Origin of the sequence: Flavobacterium sp. ZB4R12 (assembly GCF_048276375.1) — a bacterium.
Lineage (GTDB): Bacteria > Bacteroidota > Bacteroidia > Flavobacteriales > Flavobacteriaceae > Flavobacterium > Flavobacterium gawalongense.
This window is the reverse complement of sequence record NZ_JBLNKS010000003.1, coordinates 204,379-228,582: the sequence shown is the minus strand read 5'-3', so window position 1 is coordinate 228,582 and position 24,204 is coordinate 204,379. Positions and strand designations below refer to the sequence as shown.

Genomic DNA, 24,204 nt, shown 5'->3' with positions numbered 1-24,204 from the left:
AATTACTTTTTCTCTGAAAAACGATTACTTATTCAAAACTGCATGCATTGGATTCGTAGCTTTATCTTCAATAGAATAATCTCCTTCTATCACAACTTCCTCTTCCAATTCCCGGTCGATTAGTTTTTGAAGTGCTTCTTCTCTTTTAGCTGCGTCTTTTAATTCCTGTGCAATTTCTTCCTCTTTTTTTGTTACACTAATGATAATTCCAAGTGCAAAACAGGTCATCCAGATGGAACTTCCCCCACTACTTATCAAGGGCAATGTTTGTCCCGTAACGGGTAATAATTCAACCGCAACAGCCATATTAATCATCGCCTGAAATATCATGGGAAAACCTAATCCTATAACCACTAATTTCCCAAACAATGTATTGGCTTTATGTGAAGCAATGACAAATCGAAATAGTAATAATAAATATAACGAAAGCACTCCCAAACCTCCTAAAAGCCCGTATTCTTCAACAATAATGGCATAAATAAAATCAGATGAGGATTGTGGCAAGAAATTCTTTTGAACACTTTTACCAGGACCTAATCCGTAAATTTTACCAGATGCTATAGCGATTTTAGCTTTTTCGATTTGGTAATCATCTTCATCAGGTTTGTCAGTAGTAAAATTTTCAATTCTATTTCCCCAAGTCCCTACTCTACTAAAAAACCTGGAATCAGGAAAAGCTTTGGCAACCAGAATAAAAAAAGCAAGAAATACTATTCCTGAGCCTATTATAACAGCAATATATTTTAACGGATATTTTCCAATAAAAGTCAGCATAAGAATCATGGAAAAAATCAATGCAGTTGTAGAAAAATTGGCTGGTAAAATAAACATCAAAGTTATAAACACCGGAACCCAAAGTTCCCACAAAGAAGATTTGAATGTCACTGGTTCTTCTCTGGTTTTCGACAAATAACGTGCTACAAATATAAATAGCACCATGGATGCTAATGTTGATGTTTGAAATGTAATTCCAATAAAAGGTACTTGAATCCATCGACTGGCATTAGCACCAGCGATAACTGTTCCTTTGATTAATGTGTAAGCCAATAATATCCATACAACAGGCAACCCAACTTTAGAAATAGCCCGAAAATAATGATAAGGCACTTTATGTACCCAATAAATAATAGAAAAACCAATACAAATATGCGCCAAATGTTTTACCAAATAACCTAATGTATTTCCGTTTCCCTGACCTAAGTAGGCCAAATTACTACTCGCACTAAAAACAGGCATAAACGAAAACAAGGCTAATAAGGCCACGAATGACCAAATTCCTTTATCTCCTTTTAAACTGTTAACTAGTTGTTTCATTTTAGGTTTTGTTTACAGTTTTCTCATTTAAACTTTAAGGCTGGGAAGGCTCAAAATCTAAACAAATAAAACTTTTTTTATAAATTTTTAACGGCTTGTTTGAACTGATTCCCTCTGTCTTCATAGTTTTCGAACAAATCAAAACTAGCACAAGCTGGCGATAATAATACGGTATCACCTTTTTCTGATAATCGTTGCGCCATTCTCACTGCATCATTCATGTTATCTACTTCAATCATCATGTCAACCACATTTCCAAATACATCTATAATTTTTTTATTATCTACACCAAGGCAAATAATAGCTTTCACTTTTTCACGAACTAATGACATCAACTCATTATAATCATTCCCTTTATCAACACCGCCCACAATCCAAACCGTAGGCGTATTCATACTATCTAATGCAAAAAAAGTGGCATTTACATTGGTTGCTTTAGAATCATTAATGTATTGTACGTTTTGAATTTTCAATACTTTCTCTAAACGGTGTTCTACTCCTTGAAAATTAGACAGACTCTCACGTATAGTAGCCTTTCTTATTTGCATTAATTTTGCCACAGAGGTTGCTGCCATCGCGTTTTTCATGTTATGTTTCCCTTCCAAGGCAATATGTTCCGTGTCCATTGTAAACTCTTCTTGATTGATTGAAATTTCCATTTTGTTGTTTTTTATATAAGCTCCTTCGCTGAAAGTTTTTGTCAATGAAAAAGGAATTAATTTGGCTTTAGTTGTATGTGTTTTAAACCATTCTGCAATGGCTTCATCATCTGCATCATAAATGAGGTAATCTTCCTCGGTTTGATTCATCGTAATTCTAAATTTTGAATCAATGTAATTTTCATATTTGTAATCGTAACGATCTAAATGATCCGGACTTATATTCGTAATAATCGCAATATGTGGTTTAAAATTTACAATCCCATCCAATTGAAAACTACTCAACTCCAGCACATAAGAATCATATTTATTGTCCGCTATTTGCCAAGCAAAACTCTTCCCAATATTCCCTCCCAATCCCACATTCAATCCCGCTGATTTTAACAAATGATGCGTCAACATTGTAGTGGTGGTCTTTCCATTGCTTCCCGTTATGCCTATTATAGTTGCATCTGTAAAAGGGGCGGCAAACTCAATTTCTGAAATTACCGGAATTCCTTTTGCAATAAGCTTTTTTACTATTGGAGATTTATCAGAAATTCCAGGACTTTTCATCACCACATCGGCATTCAAAATCAAATCTTCAGTATGCGTTTTCTCTTCCCAAGTGATTCCATTAATGACAAGAATCTCTTTGTAATTTTCTTTTATTTTTCCAAAATCAGATACAAAAACATCGTATCCTTTTTTCTTACCCAGAATAGCAGTACCTATACCACTTTCTCCTCCGCCTAAGATCACTAGCCTCATATTATCTTAATTTTAAAGTAACAATTGATAATATGGCCAGCATGATCGCAACAATCCAAAATCGGGTTACGATTTTACTTTCGTGATAGCCTTTTTTCTGATAATGATGATGTAAAGGTGACATTAGAAATATTCTTCGGCCTTCGCCAAAGCGTTTCTTGGTATACTTGAAATAACTTACTTGTAAAACAACTGATAGATTTTCGACAAGAAAAATTCCACATAATAATGGAATCAACATTTCTTTTCGAACAGCAATTGCCAGAACGGCAATAATACCGCCTATTGTCAAACTTCCTGTATCACCCATAAAAACAGATGCCGGATAGGAGTTATACCAAAGAAATCCGATCAATGACCCAACAAATGCAGCAATAAAAACCGTCATTTCCCCCGAATTAGGAATATACATAATATTCAAATAATTAGAAAAAATAATATTCCCCGAAACGAACGTAAATATTCCTAATGCGAGGACCGAAATAGCGGAAGTTCCTGCAGCCAGCCCATCAATACCATCCGTTAAATTAGCACCGTTAGAAACCGCAGTAATAATAAAAATAACCACTGGAATAAAAATCAACCAAGCCCATTTTTCATACCCTTCACCTGTCCATGCTAATAATTCAGCATAATCAAATTCGTTATTTTTAAAGAAAGGAATGGTAGTCGCGGTAGATTTTTCTTCAATTGGAGCAGGCGTAATAACCGTTTCTGTTGGCACTTTAAAAATATCCGATTTTGCCGTATCGGTACGAACGGTAACTGCAGGACTAAAATAAAGAACCGTCCCTACTATTAAACCCAGACCTACTTGTCCAAAAACCTTAAATATTCCTTTTAAACCTTCTTTGTCTTTCTTGAAAATTTTAATATAATCATCTATAAAACCAATAGTTCCCATCCAAAGTGTGGTGACAATCAACAAAACGATGTAAATATTATGCAGTTTTGCGAAAAGCATAACTGGAACCAGCGTGGCAAAAATGATGATTAAACCTCCCATAGTTGGTGTACCTGCTTTTTCATTTTGGCCTGCCAAACCAAGCTCTCGAACGGTTTCTCCTACTTGTTGTCTTTGCAGGAAACGGATTATTCTTTTTCCATAAATTGTAGACAATAACAACGAAAGCATCAATGCCAATGCAGATCTAAAAGTAATGTACTGAAAAACGCCTGTCCCAGGAACATCTAATGTTTTGTCTAAATATTCAAATAAGTAATACAGCATATTTTTCTATTTATGGAGTTGGTCTAATATTTCTTTAACTATTTTCATGTCGTCAAAATCATGACGGACGCCATTAATTTCCTGATACGTCTCATGCCCTTTTCCTGCAATCAAAATAATATCATTTGGCTGAGCCAATTGACAAGCTGTTTTTATAGCCTGCTTTCTATCAGTTATAGTCAATGTTTTTTTATAATTTTGAGGTGCTACGCCTTGCTCCATTTCAGTAATAATCATTTCTGGATCTTCATTTCTTGGATTATCCGAAGTAAAAATTGCTTTATCACTCAATTCAGATGCAATCCCAGCCATAATAGGGCGCTTGGTTTTATCTCTATTACCTCCACAGCCTACAACCGTAATTAATTGCTCGTTTTTTGTACGAATGTCATTGATTGTTTTCAGCACATTTTCTAATGCATCTGGCGTGTGGGCATAATCTACAATCGCCGTAATATTTGAATTCGAGACAATAAATTGAAAACGTCCCGAAACACTTTCTAAATCTGATAATAACCGAAGTACTTCAAGACTTTCCATCCCTAATTCAACCGCAGTTCCATAAATAGCCAATAAATTATACGCATTAAAAGTTCCAATCAGTTTTACCCAAACCTCATTTCCGTTTATTTTCAACAACAAACCTGACAATTGATTTTCTAATATTTGTGCTTTATAATCCGCATAGGATTTTAAGGCATAAGTAAGTTTTTTTGCTGCCGTATTCTGCAACATCACTTGTCCATTTTTATCATCAATATTTGATAATACAAATGCAGTTTTAGGCAAATTATCGAAAAAAGATTTTTTCACATCTCTGTATTCAGCAAACGTAGGATGATAATCCAAATGGTCGTGAGACAAATTGGTAAAAATACCTCCAACAAAATGCAATGCTTCTGTTCTTTTTTGATGAATTCCATGCGAACTCACTTCCATAAAACAATATTCAACACCGTTCTCCACCATTTCTTTTAGATAATGGTTTATTGTAATTGAATCCGGAGTTGTGTGAGTCGCTTTGTATTCGACATCGTCAACTAAAATTTTAACTGTAGACAACAATCCAACTTTGAAACCTGCTTTTTTGAATAATTGATACAACAAAGAAGCAATGGTAGTTTTACCGTTTGTTCCTGTAATTCCAACTAATTTTAAGTTTTGAGACGGGTCTCCAAAATAATTTGCGGCCATAAATGCTAAGGCTGAATTAGTATCTTTTACCTGAACATAGGTAATTCCTTTTTCAAGAGTTTCAGGAAACGTATCACAAATAACTGCAATAGCACCTTGTTGAATCGCTTTTTCTATAAAATCATGACCCTCAGAAATTGAACCACGAATAGCAATAAAAACATCATTGCCCTCGATTTTTCTAGAATCGAAATCCATTTTGTTTATAGCGATATCCGTCGAACCTTTTACGGCTTCGATAGCTACTTTATATAATATGTCTTTTAAGATTTTCACGATAATTCTAATAATATAGTTGTGTTTCTTATTATGTTTTGTCCTGCTTGAAGCGATTGTTTTTTCACTTTCCCAACTCCAACAGCCTTTACTTTTATACCTAAATTCTCCAATAAAGCTACTGCGTCCATTCCTGACATTCCTTTTACATTAGGAATTAATTGTTGCTTCTTTTGTGATTTAACAAAATAAGAATCGTAATTATTTTCTTGTTTTGGTATTTTTCTATCTAAGTTCTTAATTTCATTTGTAGAAGGAGCATCGGTAAAAATCTTTTGCGCGATACGTTTAAAAACTGGACCTGCCACATCGGCACCATAATAATTATTTAGCGCTGTACTTGGTTTATGCACCACAACGATACATGAATACATAGGTTTATCTGCTGGAAAATAACCAACAAATGAAGAAGCATAATATTTCCCAGAACCTCCATCTTTACCATAATTCACTTGTGCTGTTCCTGTTTTCCCCGCCATAGAAAAATCTTTAGAATACAATTTTGAACCGGTTCCTTTTTTGACAACATTTTCCAAAACCGCTTTCAATTTCAAAATAGTTCCTTGCGAGCAAATTCTTGGATTCAAAACTTCTTTATCGTATTTTTTGATGGTTCTGTTCCATTCTTTAATTTCAGAAACAAACTGGGGTTTAACCATTTCTCCATTATTAGCAACAGCATTATAAAAAGCTAATGTTTGCATAGGCGTAATAGAAACTCCATACCCAAAAGCCATCCAAGGAAGTGAAATATTTGACCAGTGTTTATCACTTGGCTGTGGAACATAGGGACGACCTTCTCCTTTAATCGAAAGTCCTAATGGTCTGTTTAATCCAAAATTATTAAGGTGATTTACAAATTTCGAAGGCTCATTTTTATAACTATTATAAACGGCTTGAACCATTACAGTATTCGACGAAAGTTCAAAACCTCTTGCTAAAGAAATTTTACCGTAACCGCCTTCATGCGAGTCGCGAACTTTTTTCCCAGAATAAACGATAACTCCACCATTGCTGTCATAAACTGCACTGGTATCCACTTTTTTATCTTCCAGAAGCGCCATTAAATCCGCTAATTTATAAGTAGAACCTGGCTCATGGGATTCTGCTACTGCATAATTTGTTGTTTCATAGTATGTACCGTCTTTCGCTCTTCCTAAATTTGAAATTGCTTTTACATGACCCGTTTTAGTTTCCATAACTACCACACAGCCGTGATCTGCCTGATACAATTCCAACTGTTTTAGTAAAGCGTGATGCGCTATATCCTGAACATAGACATCAATTGTTGATATAACATCGTATCCATCCTGAGGATCAACTTCATTGATATCGCGTATCGGTTTCCACTGCCCTTTTGCAATTTTTTGTTTTAAAATCTTGCCGTCTTTACCGTTCAGATATTTTCTAAAAGCCCATTCAATTCCTTTTCCATCGAGTGATGCACCATGAGAAGTTCTTTCGTAACCAACAGTTCGTTCAGCAATTTTTCCTATCGGATGTTCTCTTACCGTTTCTTGTTCAATAATAATTCCGCCCTTGTAAGCACCCAAATTAAACAATGGGAAGCCTTTAATTTTAAAATACTGCGTGTAACTCAAATTACGGGCTATCAAATAATATCTATTTTTATTTGCTCTGGCTTTTCTTAATTCGTTTTGGAAAAAATTCGATGGTTTTCCTAAAACTAATGCCAGCGAATCTGACAATGACTTAACATTTTTTTCGAATGCTTCTGCTTTTGGAGCAACAGCATCAAAACGTATTTCATAATTTGGAATAGAAGTTGCCAAAAGGCTACCATCAGCCGAGTAAATATTCCCTTTATTAGCAGGAATCACAAAATTTCTAACGGTTCTTTCTTTGGCTAATTTTCTATAATAATCACCCTCGACCCATTGAATATTTGTCAATTTTACAGCAATCGCAATGGCCATCAAAAAGATAGCGAATGCAACCAGATAAATTCTGTACGATATGTGTTTATCTTCTACTGCCATATTTTTTTGAAAAAGCTTTTTTCTTCTTCTTTTTTAACTTTAATTTTAACTGGAGGAACTGTTGACGGAAAAATTTGTTTTTCCATCATTTTTTCAGAAACGGTAGATTCCATTTTCAATTTCATCAATTCCGAACGTCTGTCTACAAATTCCGAACGCAACTCTTTAACCTGATTTGTCAACTCGGCAATCTTAAATACTTTTTGCTCAAATCGTTGTGTATTCGCAATCATGACAATAGCCAAAATAATCACAAAAACGATAAAACGCCAATTTTTAACAGCATCATCATCTATAAGAAACCGCGCTTTTAATAGGCTGTAAACTCCGTTTTTCATTTGTCCTCTCCCCGACCCTCTCCAAAGGAGAGGGAGCCGAGATATTAAAAGTTAATATTTATTTTTCCACTTTAACTCCTCCTTTTGGGAAGGCGGGGTGGTGATTAAATCTTTTCAGCTATTCTTAATTTGGCACTTCTCGCTCTGTTGTTTTCTTTTATCTCAGTATTATCCGGCACTATTAATTTTCCAATTGTTTTAAATGGAACAGAAAAATTACCAAAAAAGTCACGTTCAGGCTCCCCTTCAAACATCCCATTTTTCACAAATCTTTTCACTAATCTATCTTCTAAAGAATGGTACGAAATCACGCTTAATCTGCCGCCAGGATTTAATATCTCTAAGGATTGCTCCAAAAACTCTTTCAAAACATCCATTTCCTGATTTACTTCAATTCGAATGGCCTGATACATTTGAGCCAAAATTTTATGGCTTTTATGAGCCGGTAAAAAGCGACCTAAAACCATTTTCAATTGCTCCGTATTTTTAATAGGTTCCGTTTCTCTTGCTTCAAGAATCACTCTTGCTATAGCGGGTGCATTTTTTAATTCGCCATAATCCAAGAATACTCTTCTAAGATTTGTTTCATCATATTCATTAACAACTCGATACGCATTCAAATCATTTTTCTGACTCATTCTCATATCCAATTCGGCATCAAAGCGAGTAGAAAAACCTCTTTCAGCAACATCAAATTGATGTGATGAAACCCCTAAATCTGCCAAAATTCCATCAACACTTTTCACGCCATAAAAACGCAAAAACCGTTTTATGAATCTGAAATTTTCATTAATAAGAACAAATCTTTCATCTGGCAAGGCATTCGCCAAAGCATCTTCATCCTGATCAAAAGCAAATAACTTCCCGTTTGGACCCAGTCTTTTCAAAATTTCTTTTGAATGCCCACCACCACCAAAAGTCACATCAACATAAATGCCTTCAGGCTTAATATTTAAACCATCTACTGATGCCTGAAGCAAAACCGGATTATGATATTCCATTGTCGTCGTCATTTACATTTCCCATTACTTCTTCTGCCAAATCTGCAAAATCAACATCTTCGCCATTTATTGATTTTTCGTATAAATCTTTATCCCAAATCTCAACAATATTGACTGCTGATGAGAATACAACCTCTTTGGCAATACTCGCAAAAATCACTAAATCTTTCGGGACTAATAACCGTCCTAAAGCATCAATTTCCACCACTTTCACTCCAGCAGTAAACCTGCGGATAAAGTCATTGTTTTTCTTTACAAATCGATTTAGCTTATTGATTTTTTGCATCATCAAATCCCACTCCTGCATAGGATATAGCTCTAGACAAGGCTGAAAAACGGAACGCTTCAAAACAAAACCGTTTTGAAGTGAAGAAGCCAATTGCTTTTTTAAAGGCGCTGGCAACAGCAACCTTCCTTTAGCATCGACTTTACATTCATATGTTCCTATAATTGTATCCAAGTAAAAAGTTTTAAATGATGTTGAGCAAAAATATAAAAAATATTACCACTATTTACCACTATATACCACTTTGTTAATAAGTTTAGCCACTTTCGAGCAAAAACCCTTAATTTTTGGACAATCAGAACGTTACCTTCATTTCGTTTTATTTGTAAGAAAGATAATGTTATAAAAAAAGACTGCTAAATACAATGAAATTTTAATTCAAAATGCCAAGAAGAAAAGTGAAATAATTAAAATTTAGAACTAAAAAAAGTAAAAAATAGAGAAACATTTTTACATCAACTCGTATAATTTTACAATTAAAAATTGTTGTAAAAATTCATTTTTATTTATTAAATCCTATATTTGTCAAAATTGAAAATCCGCATTCAAAAAAAATGGAAAAACACTATAAAAAAGAAGGTAGATACAGCTATTATGAAGCTGGCGAAGGAACTCCAATTGTCATTTTACACGGACTTATGGGTGGACTTAGCAACTTTGACGCTGTTGCAAGTTACTTCTCTACAAAAGGATATAAAATAATAATCCCAGATTTACCGATATACACCCAGAACATTTTAAAAACGAATGTAAAAAGTTTTGCGAAATACGTTAAGGATTTCATCACATTCAAAGGATTAGAAAGAGTAATACTTTTAGGAAATTCGTTAGGCGGTCACATCGCTTTGTACCATACCAAAATGTATCCTGAAAAAGTGGCCGGACTTGTAATAACCGGAAGCTCAGGACTCTACGAAAGTGCAATGGGTGATAGTTACCCAAAAAGAGGTGACTATGAATATATCAAGAAAAAAGCTGAAGATGTATTTTATGATCCAAAAGTAGCCACCAAAGAACTTATCGATGAAGTTTACGAATCCGTAAATGACAGAATAAAATTGATAAAAACATTGACGATTGCTAAAAGTGCTATTCGTCATAATATGGCAAAAGATTTACCAAAAATGCATGTTCAAACCTGTATTATTTGGGGGAAAAATGACAAAGTTACTCCGCCAGATGTTGCAGAGGAGTTTCATAAATTATTACCTAATTCCACTTTATACTGGATAGACAAATGTGGTCATGCTGCCATGATGGAACATCCCGATGAGTTTAATCGTTTGTTAGAGGATTGGCTAACCCATACCCATTTAGCAGCGCACTAATCTTAAAAAGGAGAATTTTACACCTAGAAAAAATGAAAATTAATACCGCCGAATTTATTATTAGTAACTCCGATGTAGCCAAATGTCCGAAAGACTTTTTGCCGGAATATGCTTTTATAGGCCGATCAAATGTTGGTAAATCTTCATTGATTAACATGCTAACTAATCAAAAAAAATTAGCTAAAACATCTGGAAGACCTGGAAAAACACAGTTGATTAATCATTTTTTGATCAACAGCAATTGGTTTTTAGTTGATTTACCCGGTTATGGTTATGCGAAAGTTTCTAAAAAAACAAAATCTATTTTTCAGGAATTTATTACTGATTATTTTGAAACCAGAGAGCAACTGGTTTGTGCTTTTGTTTTGATTGACATTCGTCATGAAGCACAAACCATAGATATCGAATTCATGTCTTATATGGGCGAAAGCGAAATTCCTTTTTGTATCGTTTTCACCAAAGCAGATAAGATAAGCAAAGTAAAAATCGATTCTCATATTGCGGCGTACAAAAAGAAAATGTTTGCTAATAACTGGGCGGAAATGCCGCACTATTTTGTTACTTCAGCTACTGAATCTACAGGAAAAGAAGAATTATTGAGCTATATTGACGAAGTAAATCAAGAAGTTTTCAAAAACAATAGTCAGTTTTAAAAAACACTCCGTTTTCTTTTAAAAATCAAATAAAAAATCCCAAAACTTAAATTTAAGTTTTGGGATTTTTTTGGAACAAGCCTAATTTATTTTGTCAACTCCAATTTTTCTGCAAAATAATCACAAAAATCTTTCATGGTATCAGCCATTTTTTCGTCATCGGTGGCACGTTTGAAAGTTTCAGACATAGCAACTAATGTTTGATGAAAGAAAATTTTCATTTCATCTACTGGCATATCTTTCGTCCATAAATCAATTCGCATACTCTCTTTTGCTTTGCTGTCCCAGATAGACAACATTATAGCTTTAGCCTCTTCCTGTTCTACTCCACCGTCTTTTGCAGACCACATTAATTTTTCCGGAACGCGGTTATCGTCTAATTCTATTAGAAACTTAATTTCTGATGTATTTTTGTTTGACATTACTTTTTAGGTTTGTATTTTGATTTCACAAATATTTCTTTCGCATCGATTTTCAACAAATCAGCAATAGGCACTTCATTATTTTTCATATAAGATCGCACCATTTGCCAACCTATCCAGGCACCAACTTGTCCTGGCGATTCATTATCAATTTCCAGATAAAATTTAGAAAATGGAGCTGGATTAATAAATCGTGGTATTAACTTTTGATCATCGCTGTAGAGCATTTCATTTTCAATAAAATAACGCCACATGTAACTTTCATTTTCTTGACACCACGTTATTTGTTCCGGTGTGTAGCCCATTTTTTCTGCATCACTATAATTTGGCAAAAGTAAGTCTTTTAAATATAATTGTTTGCCAAAATAGATCATTTGACTAAGCATTTTTTTATCAGTAACAGGAGTAATTTTACGCGTTGAAAAACTCGAAACTACATCTGGCATGATTTGTCTTTGCTCAAAATTTTGCTTTATATAGTTAGGAAATTGATAAAATTTATGATTTTTTCCTAAATATAATTCAAGCGAAATAATCACCAGACTATCCGCATAAATAGTCTTATTATTGTAATCCATTTCTGAGATTATAGTAATAACTTTTGGCGTTTTCGTTTGAGGAAAATAATATTTAATGTGTTTAAAAAGCGACTCCAATTCTACTTTTACAGGTTCAAAATTAGCATACTTTTTTTGAACTTCAGTATATAATTCTCTCCAGATTGGATCCTGCATTTTATTCAACCAAACACTATTGTCGCTTCCCGGAGGAAAAAAGAAAGGAAAGGCTGCCTTTACTTTTTCTAAATCTTTCGGGGAAGTTTCAAAAAATATTTTGTCAAAGCGCTCTACTTCTACTTCTAAAGGAATTACTGAAACGGCATTTTCTATCTTATTTTTTTTCTCACAAGACAAAAAAAAGAGACAAAAGACTACAAAAAACAGATTTTTTTTCATATTTATTAATTAAATTTGTATCCTAAGAATATAAGGAAACGAATGCGCAACTAATTTAATTTGCAAATATACATTCCTGCTTTTTAAAACGTAAACTATTATGACTAAAAAAAGTACAATCCAAGTTGAAAAAATAAATGCTCATATAGTAAATTGGTTAAAAACTTATGCAGAAAACGCAAAAGTTAACGGATTTGTCATCGGGATTTCAGGAGGAGTAGATTCAGCAGTGACCTCAACATTATGTGCACAAACCGGATTACAAGTTTTATGTGTTGAAATGCCAATCCACCAGCCACACAGCCATGTAACTCGTGGTCGTGAACATATCGAACAATTAAAAAATAGATTCCCAAATGTAACAAGTGTTGAAGCTGATTTAACGTACGTTTTTGAAAGTTTCAAAAAAATAGTCCCGGAGAATGTTGACACACATAAACTTCACTTGACTCAAGCCAATACTCGTGCACGTTTACGAATGACCACATTGTATTACTTCGCTGGTATTTATGGATTATTAGTTGCTGGCACGGGAAATAAAGTAGAAGATTTTGGTGTTGGATTTTACACTAAATACGGTGATGGCGGAGTCGATCTGAGTCCTATTGCTGATTTATTGAAATCTGAAGTTTATAGCCTGGGGGCTTATTTAGAAGTTCCTGATTCGATTTTAAAGGCATCTCCGTCTGACGGATTGTTTGGCGATGAAAGAACTGATGAAGATCAGTTAGGAGCCAGTTATGACGAGCTCGAATGGGCAATGAATGAAGATCAAGCAGGAAAATCAGCAAATGATTTTACTGGCAGAGAAAAGGTGATTTTTGAAATTTACAAACGATTAAACGCTGCCAACAAACACAAAATGAATGCAATACCCGTTTGTTTAATATAAAATCCTAAAAAAATCATATTTTATATTGATTTTCAATTAATTACAGAATTTTTTTATTAAATTTACTATCCAAAAGATAAACAACACTTAAATAAAATTAAATACCATGATTAAAGTATGTTTAGCCGACAATTATCCCGTAGTGCATTTTGGAGTAAAATCTTACTTTAAAGACCATGCCGAAATTTCAATAGTTGCCAATGTTGGTAATTTTTTGATGGTACGAGATATACTGCTTACCAAAGAGATTGATGTATTAATATTGGATTTGGAATTAGAGGGGCTTTCAAGCATTTTCGAAGTAAAATCAGTTTTGAAAAACTTTCCAAAAACAAAAATTATTATATTCAGTGGTCTTTCTGAACAAATTTATGCACCAAATGCTATAAAAGCCGGGGTTTCAGGGTTTATTCACAAAAAAGAAAAACTAGAAACTTTAGGGATTTCTATTATCAAAGTACATCAAGGAAAGATAATTATTAACGAAACCGTTAAGAAAAATCTAGCATTAATTGCAAAACAAAGCAAGAGCGAACGATTGTATCGAAAGCTTTCTAACCGTGAGGTAGAAGTATTACGCTATTTAAGTGATGGAAAAAAGAATCATGAAATAGCAGAAATTCTAAAACTCAACGAAAAAACAATTAGTACTTACAAATTAAGATTATTAACAAAACTAAATGTTACCAATTTAGTAGATTTGGTAAACAAAGCAAAAACATTAGAAATTGTTTAGTAATATCTAGACATCACTCTTCCTAATTTTTTTGAAAACGAATGGATTAACATATTGTAATCCATAATCATAGATATGGGCTCTGTATTATCTGAATTCACTTCTGATAATATGGAGCTTTTTAATTCTTCGATGATTTTACCCACTAAATACCATCTTAAGGTTAATATAGTCTCGGAAACATTCTGAACTATTGTATCATTTTTCGACTTTGGAAAAATATTCTGCCCTTCCCAATTGTGCAAAACAACCCTTTCATCTTCCATCAAAATATCAGTTACCTCTTGTGCAAAATCTGACTGTAAATGCATCAAATATTGCTCTAAACTGAAATTTTCATTCTGATGGTAGAAGTTTATCAAATCATTGAATATTTCTCTAAACAATGGATTGGCTAATTCGACCTCATCTTCCTGTAAACTCAGATAGATTCGCTGATACACTTTATATTCTTTCTTTTCTAAAACATTCTCAATTTCACCATCTTCATTTGTTTTCAAAAAAGCATCTTCAAACTCTTCTGTTTTATTTCCGTACAATAAAAGAATCTCGATAATTTTTCTTTCTAAACGATATAGAATATCGACTTTTTCAGCTTCAACCGGATTCTCATCTTTTACAACCTCAAAAGCTTTTTGCTCCTGTTTTTGTTTTTTCCCAACCTCAGAAACATCTTTTTGAACTAATTGTGCTAAGGTACTTATTAGGACTTGTTCCGAAATATCCATGATTCGGGAACATTCCTGAATGTAAACTTCTCTCTGAATTCTATCTGGAATTTTAGAAATACTCAATACCATATCCCGAATCAAATCCGCTTTTTTTATAGGATCATTCTTGGCTTCATCCATTAAAAGTGAGGCTTTGAACTGAATGAAATCTTTTGCATTATTTTCGAGATATAAAACTAAATCATCATAGGATGTTTTTTTGGCAAAACTGTCCGGATCCTCTCCATCAGGAAAAGTACACACTTTCACATTCATTCCTTCCTCGAGAATCAAATCGATTCCTCGAATTGACGCACGCAAACCCGCTGCATCTCCATCAAAAAGAACGGTAATATTCTTTGTTAATCTGTTTATTAAACGGATTTGGTCTGGTGTCAGAGCCGTTCCAGAAGAAGCAACTACGTTCTCAATTCCAGCTTGGTTGAACTGAATCACATCTGTATATCCTTCAACCAAATAACAATTGTTCAGCTTCGCGATTGATTGTTTGGCTTGAAAAATTCCATAAAGGACTTTACTTTTATGGTAAATGTCACTTTCTGGAGAATTCAGGTATTTTGCCGCTTTTTTATCATTCGTAAGAATACGACCTCCAAAACCGAGTACTCTTCCTGACATACTTTGTATCGGGAACATAACGCGTCCTTTGAAACGGTCAAATGGTCTGTCTTCTCTAGCAATTGTCAAGCCCGTACTTTCAAGAAACTCTATTTTATATCCTTTTCCTAAAGCTTCTTTTGTAAAAGCATCCCAGGTTTCTGGAGAATATCCTAAACCAAATTTCTTTATGGTCTCATTAGTAAAACCTCGCTCTTTGAAATAAGAATACCCAATAGCTTTGCCTTCCTCAGAGTTTAAAAGTGTATTATGAAAATAGGTTTTTGCAAATTCCGAAACCAAATACATACTTTCACGAACATCAGTATTGGCTTTCTCTTCATCAGTTTGTTCCGTTTCCTCAATTTCAATATTGTATTTTTTGGCTAAATAGCGAATGGCTTCCGGATATGTGAAATGTTCGTGTTCCATCAAGAAAGCCACAGAATTACCCCCTTTTCCAGAACTAAAATCCTTCCAAATTTGTTTTACAGGAGAAACCATAAACGATGGTGAGCGTTCTTCAGAAAATGGGCTGAGCCCTTTGAAGTTACTTCCAGCGCGTTTTAATTGCACAAAATCACCAATAACCTCCTCTACACGAGCAGTTTCGAAAACAGTATCTATGGTGGCTTTTGAAATCAAATTGTATGAAATATTTAATACTTGAAAAGTTTGCAAAAATACACAAATCAAACTTGATAATTCAATTTCTAAAAACAAAAAAAAGCGTTTTTTTCGAAGCGCTTTCCAAAGTATAAAAACTAATTCAACCCAACTTCGACATACCTTATCTTTTTTTGGACTCTAATAAAAGAAATGCTTTCGTTCACCATAATTCTTCTAATCCAACCTTCGAAACTTCCCTTGTGCTGAAAATTTTTCAGATTGGTAAAAACTTTCATAAAAGCAGTAATCATGATATCTTCGGCTTGATGAATGTCTTTTATGTATTGGCGACAAACACTTAACATTTTTGGAGAAAACTGGGTGTAAATTTTCTGTTGCGCCTGCCGATTACTTTCGACAGCTAACTGGATCAATTCATTTTCCTCCTGATGTAAGTTGATTACTTTCAAAATCTTTATAAAGTGTTTCTATTAGCATAGACGATTAGCAATGCGAAAAGGTTGCATCCTAACTTGGGAATTTTTCGAATTCATAGTTCGAAAATAAAAAAAGCCAATAAAATCAATGGCTTACGAAATAAAATTATTTAAAAAAAATTATTTTTTTCTTTCAATAACATAGTTTACCATCAAAATCAACGCATCTTTAAACTCAGAATCGGGATAATTATCTAAAAGCAAAAGTGCTTCTTGCTGAAATTCTACCATTTTTTGTTCCGCATAAAGCAATCCATTATTGCTTTTTACAAAAGCAATAACCTCTTTCACCCGTTTTTTATCTTTATTATGGTTTTTAATGGAGTTAATCAACCAACTTTTTTCTTTTGAAGTACACGTATTCAAAACATGAATAAGAGGCAAAGTCATTTTCTGTTCTTTGATGTCAATTCCTGTTGGTTTTCCAATGGCTTCATCCGTATAATCGAATAAATCATCTTTTATTTGAAAAGCCATTCCAATAAGTTCACCAAATTTCCGCATATTCTCCACCTGAACTTCATCCTCGACAACTGATTTTGCACCAAGAGCGCAACAGGCAGCAATAAGTGTTGCTGTCTTTTTTCGAATGATTTCGTAGTAAACATCTTCCGTGATGTCAAGTCTTCGGGCTTTTTCTATTTGTAGTAACTCGCCTTCACTCATTTCGCGAACAGCGACAGAAATAATTCGAAGCAAATCAAAATCGCCATTATCAATAGAAAGCAACAATCCTTTGGATAACAAATAATCACCAACCAAAACTGCAATTTTATTTTTCCAAAGCGCATTGATAGAGAAAAAACCTCTTCGCCGATTGCTGTCATCCACTACATCATCGTGAACTAATGTCGCTGTATGAATCAGCTCGATAACGCAGGCACCGCGATAGGTTCGTTCATTTACAATACCTCCCGAAACCATTTTAGCAGTTAAAAAAACAAACATGGGACGCATTTGCTTTCCCTTTCTGTTTACGATATAATAAGTGATTCTATTTAACAAAGCCACTTTGGAAGTCATCGATTCATAGAACTTTTTTTCAAAAAGTTCCATTTCATCGAAAATCGGCTGTTTTATTTGTGAAGTAATATTCATTTAGATTTCAAATATACTATTTTAAATAAAAACCTTTGTCTATTTCCTGTAAGTATATATTTTTTTGTGCATTTCCTATTTGAAATCAATGATCAAACTCAATTCTGTTTCATAAGAAAAATTGAACACAACCTCAGTCAGGATTTATATATTGACATCATTATTATATTTTCACAAAACTATAAATTGCACAAACATAGGACTAAACTCCTGAAAAATAATTTATTCGAATCGATTTTTTCTATATATTTATGACTTAATTGAGCCCCAATTAAACCTTTTTATAATTTATTTATCAAAAGAAAAACCTTAACCCCATTTATCATGAAAACAAAAATCTTATTATTTGGAATGATTTTGAACATTCTTGCATTTACAAGTTGTTCGTCAGACCCTAATTCTGCTACTGCAGATGCAACTGTAACCAGTAACGATGTTGCTGCTACTCAGAAAATGGATAATGCCATAGACGATATTTCACTTATCGTTGATAATCAGTACGAAGTAAGTGAAGGTTCCACAACTGGAAAAAGCACTGAAAATTACCATTCATTGTTGCCTAACTGCGCATCCGTTAGTGATTTAGGGTCAACAACTTCCGTTAGAGTCTTGACCATTACTTTTGGAACTGAAACTTCTGCCTGTATATTTAGAGGACATTCTCTAAAAGGACAAATTATTTTAACTCGCACTATTGGAACCACTTTTCCTAAAATCATGACTGTTACCTACCATAATTTTTATGTAAATGACAACAAACTAGAAGGCACATCAACTTGGAAAAGAGAAATACTGGGCAGTGGAGACACTTTACATCCAAAAACCACATTTACCATGACTGGCATGACACTAACCGCGTCAACAGGAGTTTACACCCGTAATGGGGATCGTGTAAGAGAAATGACTGCAGGGTTTTCAACCCGTTTAAGCCCAACAGATGATGTATATTCAACTTATGGCACATTTACTACAAATCATCCAAATGGAACTGTTTTTACTACTTTAATAGAATCAGCAACACCATTAGTTCATAAAACCGCTTGTAGTTTAATACCAGTTCCTATGCCATTTCCTGTATCTGGAATAGTAAAACTTTCAAAAAATTCACACCATGCAACAATTGACTACGGAACAGGTGATTGTGATAATTTAGCCATGCTATCCATAGATGGTGGTACAGCAACTCAAATTACTTTGGGTAACTAATAGGTTTACCAATATTTTCATATTCGTTCAAGACAAAAAAAGGAGTTCAAAATTGAACTCCTTTTTTTATGCTTCTTTATTGGCTAATTGACCACAAGCAGCATCTATATCTTTTCCGCGGCTACGTCGTACTTTCACAACAATACCGCTGGCTTCAAGTGCTTTTATGTAGGCATTAATAGATTCTTCTGAGGCTTGCTGGAATTCTCCGTCATCGATTGGGTTGTATTCAATCAAATTGACTTTACAAGGAACATATTTACAGAATTTCACCAAAGCATCTATTGAGGCTTTATTATCATTGATATCTTTCCAAACTACATATTCATAGGATATCTTACTTTTGGTTTTTCTGTACCAATATTCTAAAGCCTCCCGCAAATCAGCCAAAGGAAAATTTTCACTGAAAGGCATAATTCGGGAACGAATCTCATCGATTGCAGAGTGTAACGAAACCGCCAATTTGAATTTCACCTCATCATCGGCTAATTTTTTAATCATTTTTGGCACTCCTGAAGTAGAAACCATAATCCGTTTGGGTGACATTCCCAAACCTTCCGGGGAAGTAATCATTTCGATCGCTTTCAAAACATTGTTGTAATTCATCAGCGGCTCACCCATTCCCATAAAAACAATATTCGACAAGGGATGATTGTAATACAAACGACTTTCTTTGTCGATGGCAATTACTTGATCATAAATTTCGGCAGGTTCGAGATTACGCATTCTTTTCAATCGAGCTGTAGCACAAAAATTGCAATCCAGACTACATCCCACCTGACTGGAAACACAAGCTGTTGTTCTAGTATTTGTTGGAATCAAAACAGATTCCACCACCAAACCATCATGCAAACGAACAGCATTTTTCACGGTTCCGTCTTCACTGCGTTGCATGGTATCTACTTTGATATGATTGATAACAAAGTTAACCTCAAGCATAGTTCGTGTTCCCTTGGAAACATTTGTCATATCCTCAAAACTATGCGCGCCTTTGCTCCACAACCATTCATAGACTTGATTTCCACGAAAGGCTTTGTCGTTATTAGCCACAAAAAAATCACGTAATTGTTCTTTTGATAAGGCTCGTATGTCTTTTTTATCGATTTGCATGGTGCAAATTTAATGACAATTTGTTGATTTGTTGATTTGATAATTTGATAACTTTGCCTTCTATTGAAAAAAAATCAAAAAATGCATTTCATTTCACAAGAATTAAAAGATTATATCGAGCAACATTCTGAAAAAGAGCCAGCTTTATTGGCTGCTTTGAATAAAGAAACCTACCAAAAAATTCTACTGCCAAGAATGTTGAGCGGTCATTTTCAAGGTCGTGTTTTGAGTATGTTATCTAAGTTGATTCGGCCGGTGAATATTCTTGAAATTGGGACTTATACGGGTTATTCTGCCTTGTGTTTGTGTGAAGGAATGCAGGAAAACGGAACGCTTCATACGATTGACATCAAAGAAGAATTGGTTGATTTTCAGCGCAAGCATTTTGACAAATCACCTTGGGGGAAACAAATTTCCCAATATCTTGGAGAAGCTATTAACATCATTCCAACGCTTGATATGAAATTTGATTTGGTTTTCATTGATGCCGACAAAGAAAATTACCTCAACTATTTTGAGTTGATTGTTCCAAAAATGAATAAAGGCGGAATTATCTTATCGGATAATGTGTTGTGGAGCGGTAAAGTTCTCGAACCATTGAATCCTAAAGATTTGAGCACAAAAATATTATTGGAATACAATAATCTATTAGCAAATGATCCCCGAGTAGAAACAGTTTTATTGCCTATTCGCGATGGATTGACCGTGAGTCGGGTTCTTTAGATTTCAGGTTGTAAATTTTAGATAGCAGAATTCAGGTTTCCGGTTTCTGGCAGTATTAATTTTAAAAAAAAAATAAGCTTTTAAAAACCAATGCCCTAGCCCTGATTAAAACGAAAATCCTTTTTATTTTTTTTTTAAAAATAAAAAGATTGAAGTGAAAAGCAGGACACGAGCGAAGCGAACTGACGAAGTAAATAGCTCCAAAACCTTCTAACTGTCTTTTCGAGGAAAATATTTTAATTGTGCTGCTTTGTATATCTTAAACATTAAGAAGCCAAAAATAAATCCAAACAAAAATCCAGCAAGAATATCTATTGGATAATGTAACCCTAGATATATTCTGCTGTATGCAAATATCAACGGCCATAAAAACAGAAAGCCGAAATATTTGATTTTGTTTTTAAAATTGAAATATAAAAAAGTAGATACGGCCATTGAATTAGCGGCATGTCCAGAGAAAAAACTATAGGAATTACGAAATTGTACAACTCGAATAAATGAATTTATTTCTGGATTATTACACGGTCGCAATCTTTGAAATCCATTTTTGAATAAATTGGTTGTTTGATCTGTAATTGTTAACAACACCGCTATAAATAAAAGTAAGTATAGGGTTTGTTTTGCTCCCAATTTTTTATAAAGCAGGTACGCTAACAGCAAAAATAACGGAATCCAATTACTCTGTCTGGTAATAAACAGCCATAATCCATCATAAGTTTCAGACCCCAAACTGTTCAGGTAAATAAATAATTCGGAATCGAGAGAAAGTATTTTTTCCAACATTACATCTGGCGTTTTATGGGACCAGTAATGTCGTCAATTTCTTCTTTTGCTTTTTCTGTTTCAGTTGTTGTATCCCCCAAAAGATTGTCTTTGGCCTTATTTATTTCTGACGTAATATTTCCCGTCATATCGCTGAATGACGAAGTGTCTCCTAACAGATTGTCCTTTGCTTTATTGATTTCCGATGTAATACTACCCCTAATATCGTTCAATGATTTTGTATCAAAACCATTGGCTTCAGCCCCTTTTTGAATTTCACTTTTTATATCGTTGGTCGCATTTTTTATCTGCGCCATCGCTTTTCCCATAGTACGTGCTATTTCAGGCACTTTATCCGAGCCAAAAAGCATGAGTACAATAAACATTATAAAAATTAATTCGCCTCCTCCTATACCAAACATATTTTTAGATTTTTCTTGAATACAAAGATATCATTTTTTGAATCTCAGTATTTTAATTTTTTCATAAAAAAAGAGACTCCAATTGGAGCCTCTTTTATACTGTTCTTATTAGTCAAATTTTGATTTCACTTCTGATTTTGGCCAAGTGTTATTAGTAACATCTATATCAGCAGTTTCCAATTTCGGGTCAATCTGAATCTTTTTTATTACTTTTTCAGTGGCATACACTTTCTTGGTCGTTTCATTATTTTTTCTCCAAATTTGTGCCGGATACTTGAAAGTTTCTTTGGTATCATCCTCATAAGTAATTTCAACAATAATTGGCATCAACATTCCCCCTGGTTTATTGAACTCTATTTCATAGAAATATTTAGGCGTCTTCATCGTTGCTTTTTCTTCGGCTGTAAGTTTTTGGTCTACATATTCTGAAAGCAATTTCACTTCCTCTATTTTCAATGGTTTCTTGTCCGAAGGATTTAATTCTTCGCTTTTCTCTGAAATTAAATATACGAATGGGCCTTTATCTAAACCAAAACGTCCTTTTCTTATCTTAGCATCTTTCAACGCTGCTGTAGGAGTTTCAGAAACATAATATTGTTTCACTTCATTTATACCAATATCAACAAAATCAGTTGAATAAAACCAGCCTCTGAAAAACCAATCTAAATCTACTGCCGAAGCATCTTCCATAGTTCTAAAGAAATCTTCAGGTGTAGGGTGTTTGAATTTCCATCTATTTGCATACACCTTAAAAGCATGATCAAATAATTCTCTTCCCATAATGGTTTCCCTAAGAATATTTAAACCCGTAGCTGGTTTTCCGTAGGCATTATTCCCAAACTGAATAATGCTCTCAGAGTTTGACATGATAGGTTCCAGAAACTTTTGATCTCCACTCATATAAGGAACAATATTTTTTGCAGGTCCACGTCTTGAAGGAAAATTAGTTCCTAATTCCTGTTCTGCCATAAATTCCATAAAAGAGTTTAACCCTTCATCCATCCAAGTCCATTGACGCTCATCAGAATTAACAATCATTGGAAAAAAGTTATGTCCTACTTCATGGATCACCACTCCTATCATTCCATTTTTCACTTGTTCACTAGTTACACCATTTGCATCAGGGCGACCAAAATTCCAACAAATCATAGGGTATTCCATTCCTTGATCTTCCGCAGATACTGAGACTGCTTTTGGATAAGGATAGTCAAAAGTATGAGAAGAATAACTTTTTAAAGTATGCGCTACCATTTGTGTTGAAGTTTCTCCCCAAAGCGGGTTCGCTTCTTTAGGATAAAGTGACTCAGCCATTACAACTTTAGTGCTTAATTGTACCGCCATAGCATCATAAATAAACTTTCTTGAAGTGGCAATACCAAAATCTCTTACGTTTTTAGCACTAAATTTCCATGTTTTTTTCTTGTCTGAAAATCCTTTTTCATTGGCTTCAGCCTCTGCTTGCGTTACAACAACAACCGGTTTATCGAATGTTTTTTGTGCCAATTCATATCTTTTTACCTGAGCTGGTGTAAACACTTCGCTTCTATTCATCAATTCTCCTGTTGCATCCATAACGTGATCTGCAGGAACCGTAATATTTACATCAAAATTTCCAAAAGGTAAAGCAAACTCTCCTCCTCCCCAAAATTGCATATTCTGCCATCCTTCCACATCATTATAAACCGCCATTCTTGGATAGAATTGAGCAATTACATACAATCTATTTCCTTCTTTTTCGAATGGTTCATAACCGGAACGACCGCCATCCTGAATGTAGTTATTGATATTGTACCACCATTTAGTTGAAAATATAAATTTTTCTCCTGGTTTAAGAGGAGTAACCAGATTAATACGCATCATGGTTTGATTTATAGTATAAGACAAAGGATTTCCTTTTGCATCTTTTACATATTCAATTTTAAATCCACGATCCAATCCTTGTTTAAAATATTGATTTGCAAACTTTTCAGCAGGTAATACTTGTTCTATTATTTTACTTTCAACTAAAGGAGATTCTGAGTTTTTAGCTGCTTGATTTTGATCTAACTGCAACCATAAATACTCTAAACTATCTGGAGAATTGTTATAATACGTTACCGTTTCAGAGCCACTTAATTTGGCGTTTTTATCGTCCACCTCCACGTCTATCTTATAATCAGCTTGTTGTTGATAATAAGCTGGTCCTGGAGCTCCGGAAGCGGTACGAAACATATTAGGCGTTGCTAATAAGTCATACATTTGACTAAACTTGTTAGTGTCGTACTTTCCTGATTGCTTTGGGGTTAATGTGGTGGTTTTTTCTTGAGCAAATAGAATTACTGGAAAAATAAATAATAATGTGATTTTTTTCATGTTATAGAATGCCGATTATTTAAGCGTGTGAAAATAATAATTTTTAACAAATTACTTGCAT

General features: G+C 34.0%; 22 protein-coding genes and 1 pseudogene. 6 read left to right on the top strand and 17 right to left on the bottom strand.

Annotated features, from left to right (window positions below):
• Nucleotides 1-24 precede the first annotated feature (24 nt).
• The 8 genes from ACNO7W_RS03550 to mraZ form a co-directional block, all read right to left on the bottom strand.
• Nucleotides 25-1,314 (bottom strand): FtsW/RodA/SpoVE family cell cycle protein, encoded by a 1,290-nt coding sequence (locus ACNO7W_RS03550; protein WP_417937044.1) that lies wholly within the window; start codon nucleotides 1,312-1,314, stop codon nucleotides 25-27.
• Between the two features lie 77 nt (nucleotides 1,315-1,391).
• On the bottom strand, nucleotides 1,392-2,723 hold the full coding sequence (murD, locus tag ACNO7W_RS03545; RefSeq protein ID WP_417937043.1) for a UDP-N-acetylmuramoyl-L-alanine--D-glutamate ligase: 1,332 nt from the start codon (nucleotides 2,721-2,723) through the stop codon (nucleotides 1,392-1,394).
• Between the two features lies 1 nt (nucleotide 2,724).
• On the bottom strand, nucleotides 2,725-3,954 hold the full coding sequence (gene mraY, locus ACNO7W_RS03540) for a phospho-N-acetylmuramoyl-pentapeptide-transferase (protein ID WP_144064759.1): 1,230 nt from the start codon (nucleotides 3,952-3,954) through the stop codon (nucleotides 2,725-2,727).
• A gap of 6 nt (nucleotides 3,955-3,960) precedes the next feature.
• Entirely contained in the window at nucleotides 3,961-5,424 is a 1,464-nt protein-coding gene (locus ACNO7W_RS03535) for a UDP-N-acetylmuramoyl-L-alanyl-D-glutamate--2,6-diaminopimelate ligase (protein WP_417937042.1), read from the bottom strand.
• Entirely contained in the window at nucleotides 5,421-7,424 is a 2,004-nt protein-coding gene (locus ACNO7W_RS03530; RefSeq protein ID WP_417937041.1) for a penicillin-binding protein, read from the bottom strand. The genes ACNO7W_RS03535 and ACNO7W_RS03530 overlap by 4 nt, the downstream gene beginning before the upstream one ends.
• The gene (locus ACNO7W_RS03525) at nucleotides 7,415-7,762 is read right to left on the bottom strand and encodes an FtsL-like putative cell division protein (RefSeq protein WP_417937040.1); all 348 of its coding nucleotides are present in this window, start codon (nucleotides 7,760-7,762) and stop codon (nucleotides 7,415-7,417) included. Before ACNO7W_RS03525 ends, ACNO7W_RS03530 begins: the two co-directional genes overlap by 10 nt.
• Before the next feature lie 104 nt (nucleotides 7,763-7,866).
• Entirely contained in the window at nucleotides 7,867-8,775 is a 909-nt protein-coding gene (gene rsmH / locus ACNO7W_RS03520; protein WP_417937039.1) for a 16S rRNA (cytosine(1402)-N(4))-methyltransferase RsmH, read from the bottom strand.
• On the bottom strand, nucleotides 8,750-9,223 hold the full coding sequence (gene mraZ, locus ACNO7W_RS03515) for a division/cell wall cluster transcriptional repressor MraZ (RefSeq protein WP_417937038.1): 474 nt from the start codon (nucleotides 9,221-9,223) through the stop codon (nucleotides 8,750-8,752). The genes rsmH and mraZ overlap by 26 nt, the downstream gene beginning before the upstream one ends.
• Nucleotides 9,224-9,603: 380 nt before the next feature.
• On the opposite strand from mraZ, the gene ACNO7W_RS03510 reads away from it, so the two are divergent.
• Nucleotides 9,604-10,377 carry an alpha/beta hydrolase gene (locus tag ACNO7W_RS03510; RefSeq protein ID WP_314896331.1) on the top strand — a complete coding sequence of 258 codons (774 nt, stop codon included), beginning with the start codon at nucleotides 9,604-9,606 and terminating at the stop codon, nucleotides 10,375-10,377.
• Between the two features lie 32 nt (nucleotides 10,378-10,409).
• Nucleotides 10,410-11,030 carry a ribosome biogenesis GTP-binding protein YihA/YsxC gene (gene yihA / locus ACNO7W_RS03505; RefSeq protein ID WP_143388318.1) on the top strand — a complete coding sequence of 207 codons (621 nt, stop codon included), beginning with the start codon at nucleotides 10,410-10,412 and terminating at the stop codon, nucleotides 11,028-11,030.
• A gap of 86 nt (nucleotides 11,031-11,116) precedes the next feature.
• On the opposite strand, the gene gldC is transcribed toward yihA, so the two are convergent.
• Nucleotides 11,117-11,452 (bottom strand): gliding motility protein GldC, encoded by a 336-nt coding sequence (gene gldC, locus ACNO7W_RS03500; protein WP_143388319.1) that lies wholly within the window; start codon nucleotides 11,450-11,452, stop codon nucleotides 11,117-11,119.
• A complete protein-coding gene (gene gldB / locus ACNO7W_RS03495; RefSeq protein WP_417937037.1) occupies nucleotides 11,452-12,408 on the bottom strand; it encodes a gliding motility lipoprotein GldB in 957 nt (318 codons plus the stop codon). The genes gldC and gldB overlap by 1 nt, the downstream gene beginning before the upstream one ends.
• 100 nt (nucleotides 12,409-12,508) lie before the next feature.
• Here gldB and nadE point away from each other — a divergent pair, with 100 nt between their 5' ends.
• Together nadE and ACNO7W_RS03485 are read left to right on the top strand one after the other, a co-directional pair.
• Nucleotides 12,509-13,300 (top strand): NAD(+) synthase, encoded by a 792-nt coding sequence (gene nadE, locus ACNO7W_RS03490; protein ID WP_417937036.1) that lies wholly within the window; start codon nucleotides 12,509-12,511, stop codon nucleotides 13,298-13,300.
• A gap of 106 nt (nucleotides 13,301-13,406) precedes the next feature.
• Nucleotides 13,407-14,036, top strand: coding sequence for a response regulator transcription factor (locus ACNO7W_RS03485; RefSeq protein ID WP_039108911.1), 630 nt, complete (start codon nucleotides 13,407-13,409; stop codon nucleotides 14,034-14,036).
• On the opposite strand, the gene dnaG is transcribed toward ACNO7W_RS03485, so the two are convergent.
• The 3 genes and pseudogenes from dnaG to ACNO7W_RS03470 form a co-directional block, all read right to left on the bottom strand.
• Nucleotides 14,033-16,009, bottom strand: a complete 1,977-nt coding sequence (dnaG, locus tag ACNO7W_RS03480) for a DNA primase (protein ID WP_417937053.1) — start codon at nucleotides 16,007-16,009, stop codon at nucleotides 14,033-14,035. The genes ACNO7W_RS03485 and dnaG overlap by 4 nt on opposite strands.
• 134 nt (nucleotides 16,010-16,143) lie before the next feature.
• A pseudogene (locus ACNO7W_RS03475) lies at nucleotides 16,144-16,443 on the bottom strand (RNA polymerase sigma factor); the annotation flags it as partial.
• A gap of 147 nt (nucleotides 16,444-16,590) precedes the next feature.
• Entirely contained in the window at nucleotides 16,591-17,568 is a 978-nt protein-coding gene (locus ACNO7W_RS03470) for a polyprenyl synthetase family protein (RefSeq protein WP_143388322.1), read from the bottom strand.
• Between the two features lie 324 nt (nucleotides 17,569-17,892).
• Between ACNO7W_RS03470 and ACNO7W_RS03465 the strand changes: the two genes are divergently transcribed.
• Nucleotides 17,893-18,774, top strand: coding sequence for a hypothetical protein (locus ACNO7W_RS03465; protein ID WP_417937035.1), 882 nt, complete (start codon nucleotides 17,893-17,895; stop codon nucleotides 18,772-18,774).
• Between the two features lie 66 nt (nucleotides 18,775-18,840).
• Here ACNO7W_RS03465 and rlmN read toward each other — a convergent pair whose 3' ends face one another.
• Nucleotides 18,841-19,884, bottom strand: coding sequence for a 23S rRNA (adenine(2503)-C(2))-methyltransferase RlmN (gene rlmN, locus ACNO7W_RS03460; RefSeq protein WP_417937034.1), 1,044 nt, complete (start codon nucleotides 19,882-19,884; stop codon nucleotides 18,841-18,843).
• Between the two features lie 81 nt (nucleotides 19,885-19,965).
• Between rlmN and ACNO7W_RS03455 the strand changes: the two genes are divergently transcribed.
• A complete protein-coding gene (locus ACNO7W_RS03455; RefSeq protein WP_417937033.1) occupies nucleotides 19,966-20,607 on the top strand; it encodes an O-methyltransferase in 642 nt (213 codons plus the stop codon).
• A 210-nt stretch (nucleotides 20,608-20,817) separates the two neighbouring features.
• On the opposite strand, the gene ACNO7W_RS03450 is transcribed toward ACNO7W_RS03455, so the two are convergent.
• The 3 genes from ACNO7W_RS03450 to ACNO7W_RS03440 all read right to left on the bottom strand — a co-directional run bounded on the left by ACNO7W_RS03450 (nucleotide 20,818) and on the right by ACNO7W_RS03440 (nucleotide 24,143).
• Nucleotides 20,818-21,390, bottom strand: a complete 573-nt coding sequence (locus tag ACNO7W_RS03450; RefSeq protein WP_143388326.1) for a phosphatase PAP2 family protein — start codon at nucleotides 21,388-21,390, stop codon at nucleotides 20,818-20,820.
• Nucleotides 21,390-21,791, bottom strand: coding sequence for a Sec-independent protein translocase subunit TatA/TatB (locus ACNO7W_RS03445; RefSeq protein WP_417937032.1), 402 nt, complete (start codon nucleotides 21,789-21,791; stop codon nucleotides 21,390-21,392). Before ACNO7W_RS03445 ends, ACNO7W_RS03450 begins: the two co-directional genes overlap by 1 nt.
• 108 nt (nucleotides 21,792-21,899) lie before the next feature.
• Nucleotides 21,900-24,143, bottom strand: coding sequence for a M1 family metallopeptidase (locus ACNO7W_RS03440; RefSeq protein WP_417937031.1), 2,244 nt, complete (start codon nucleotides 24,141-24,143; stop codon nucleotides 21,900-21,902).
• Nucleotides 24,144-24,204: the final 61 nt, after the last annotated feature.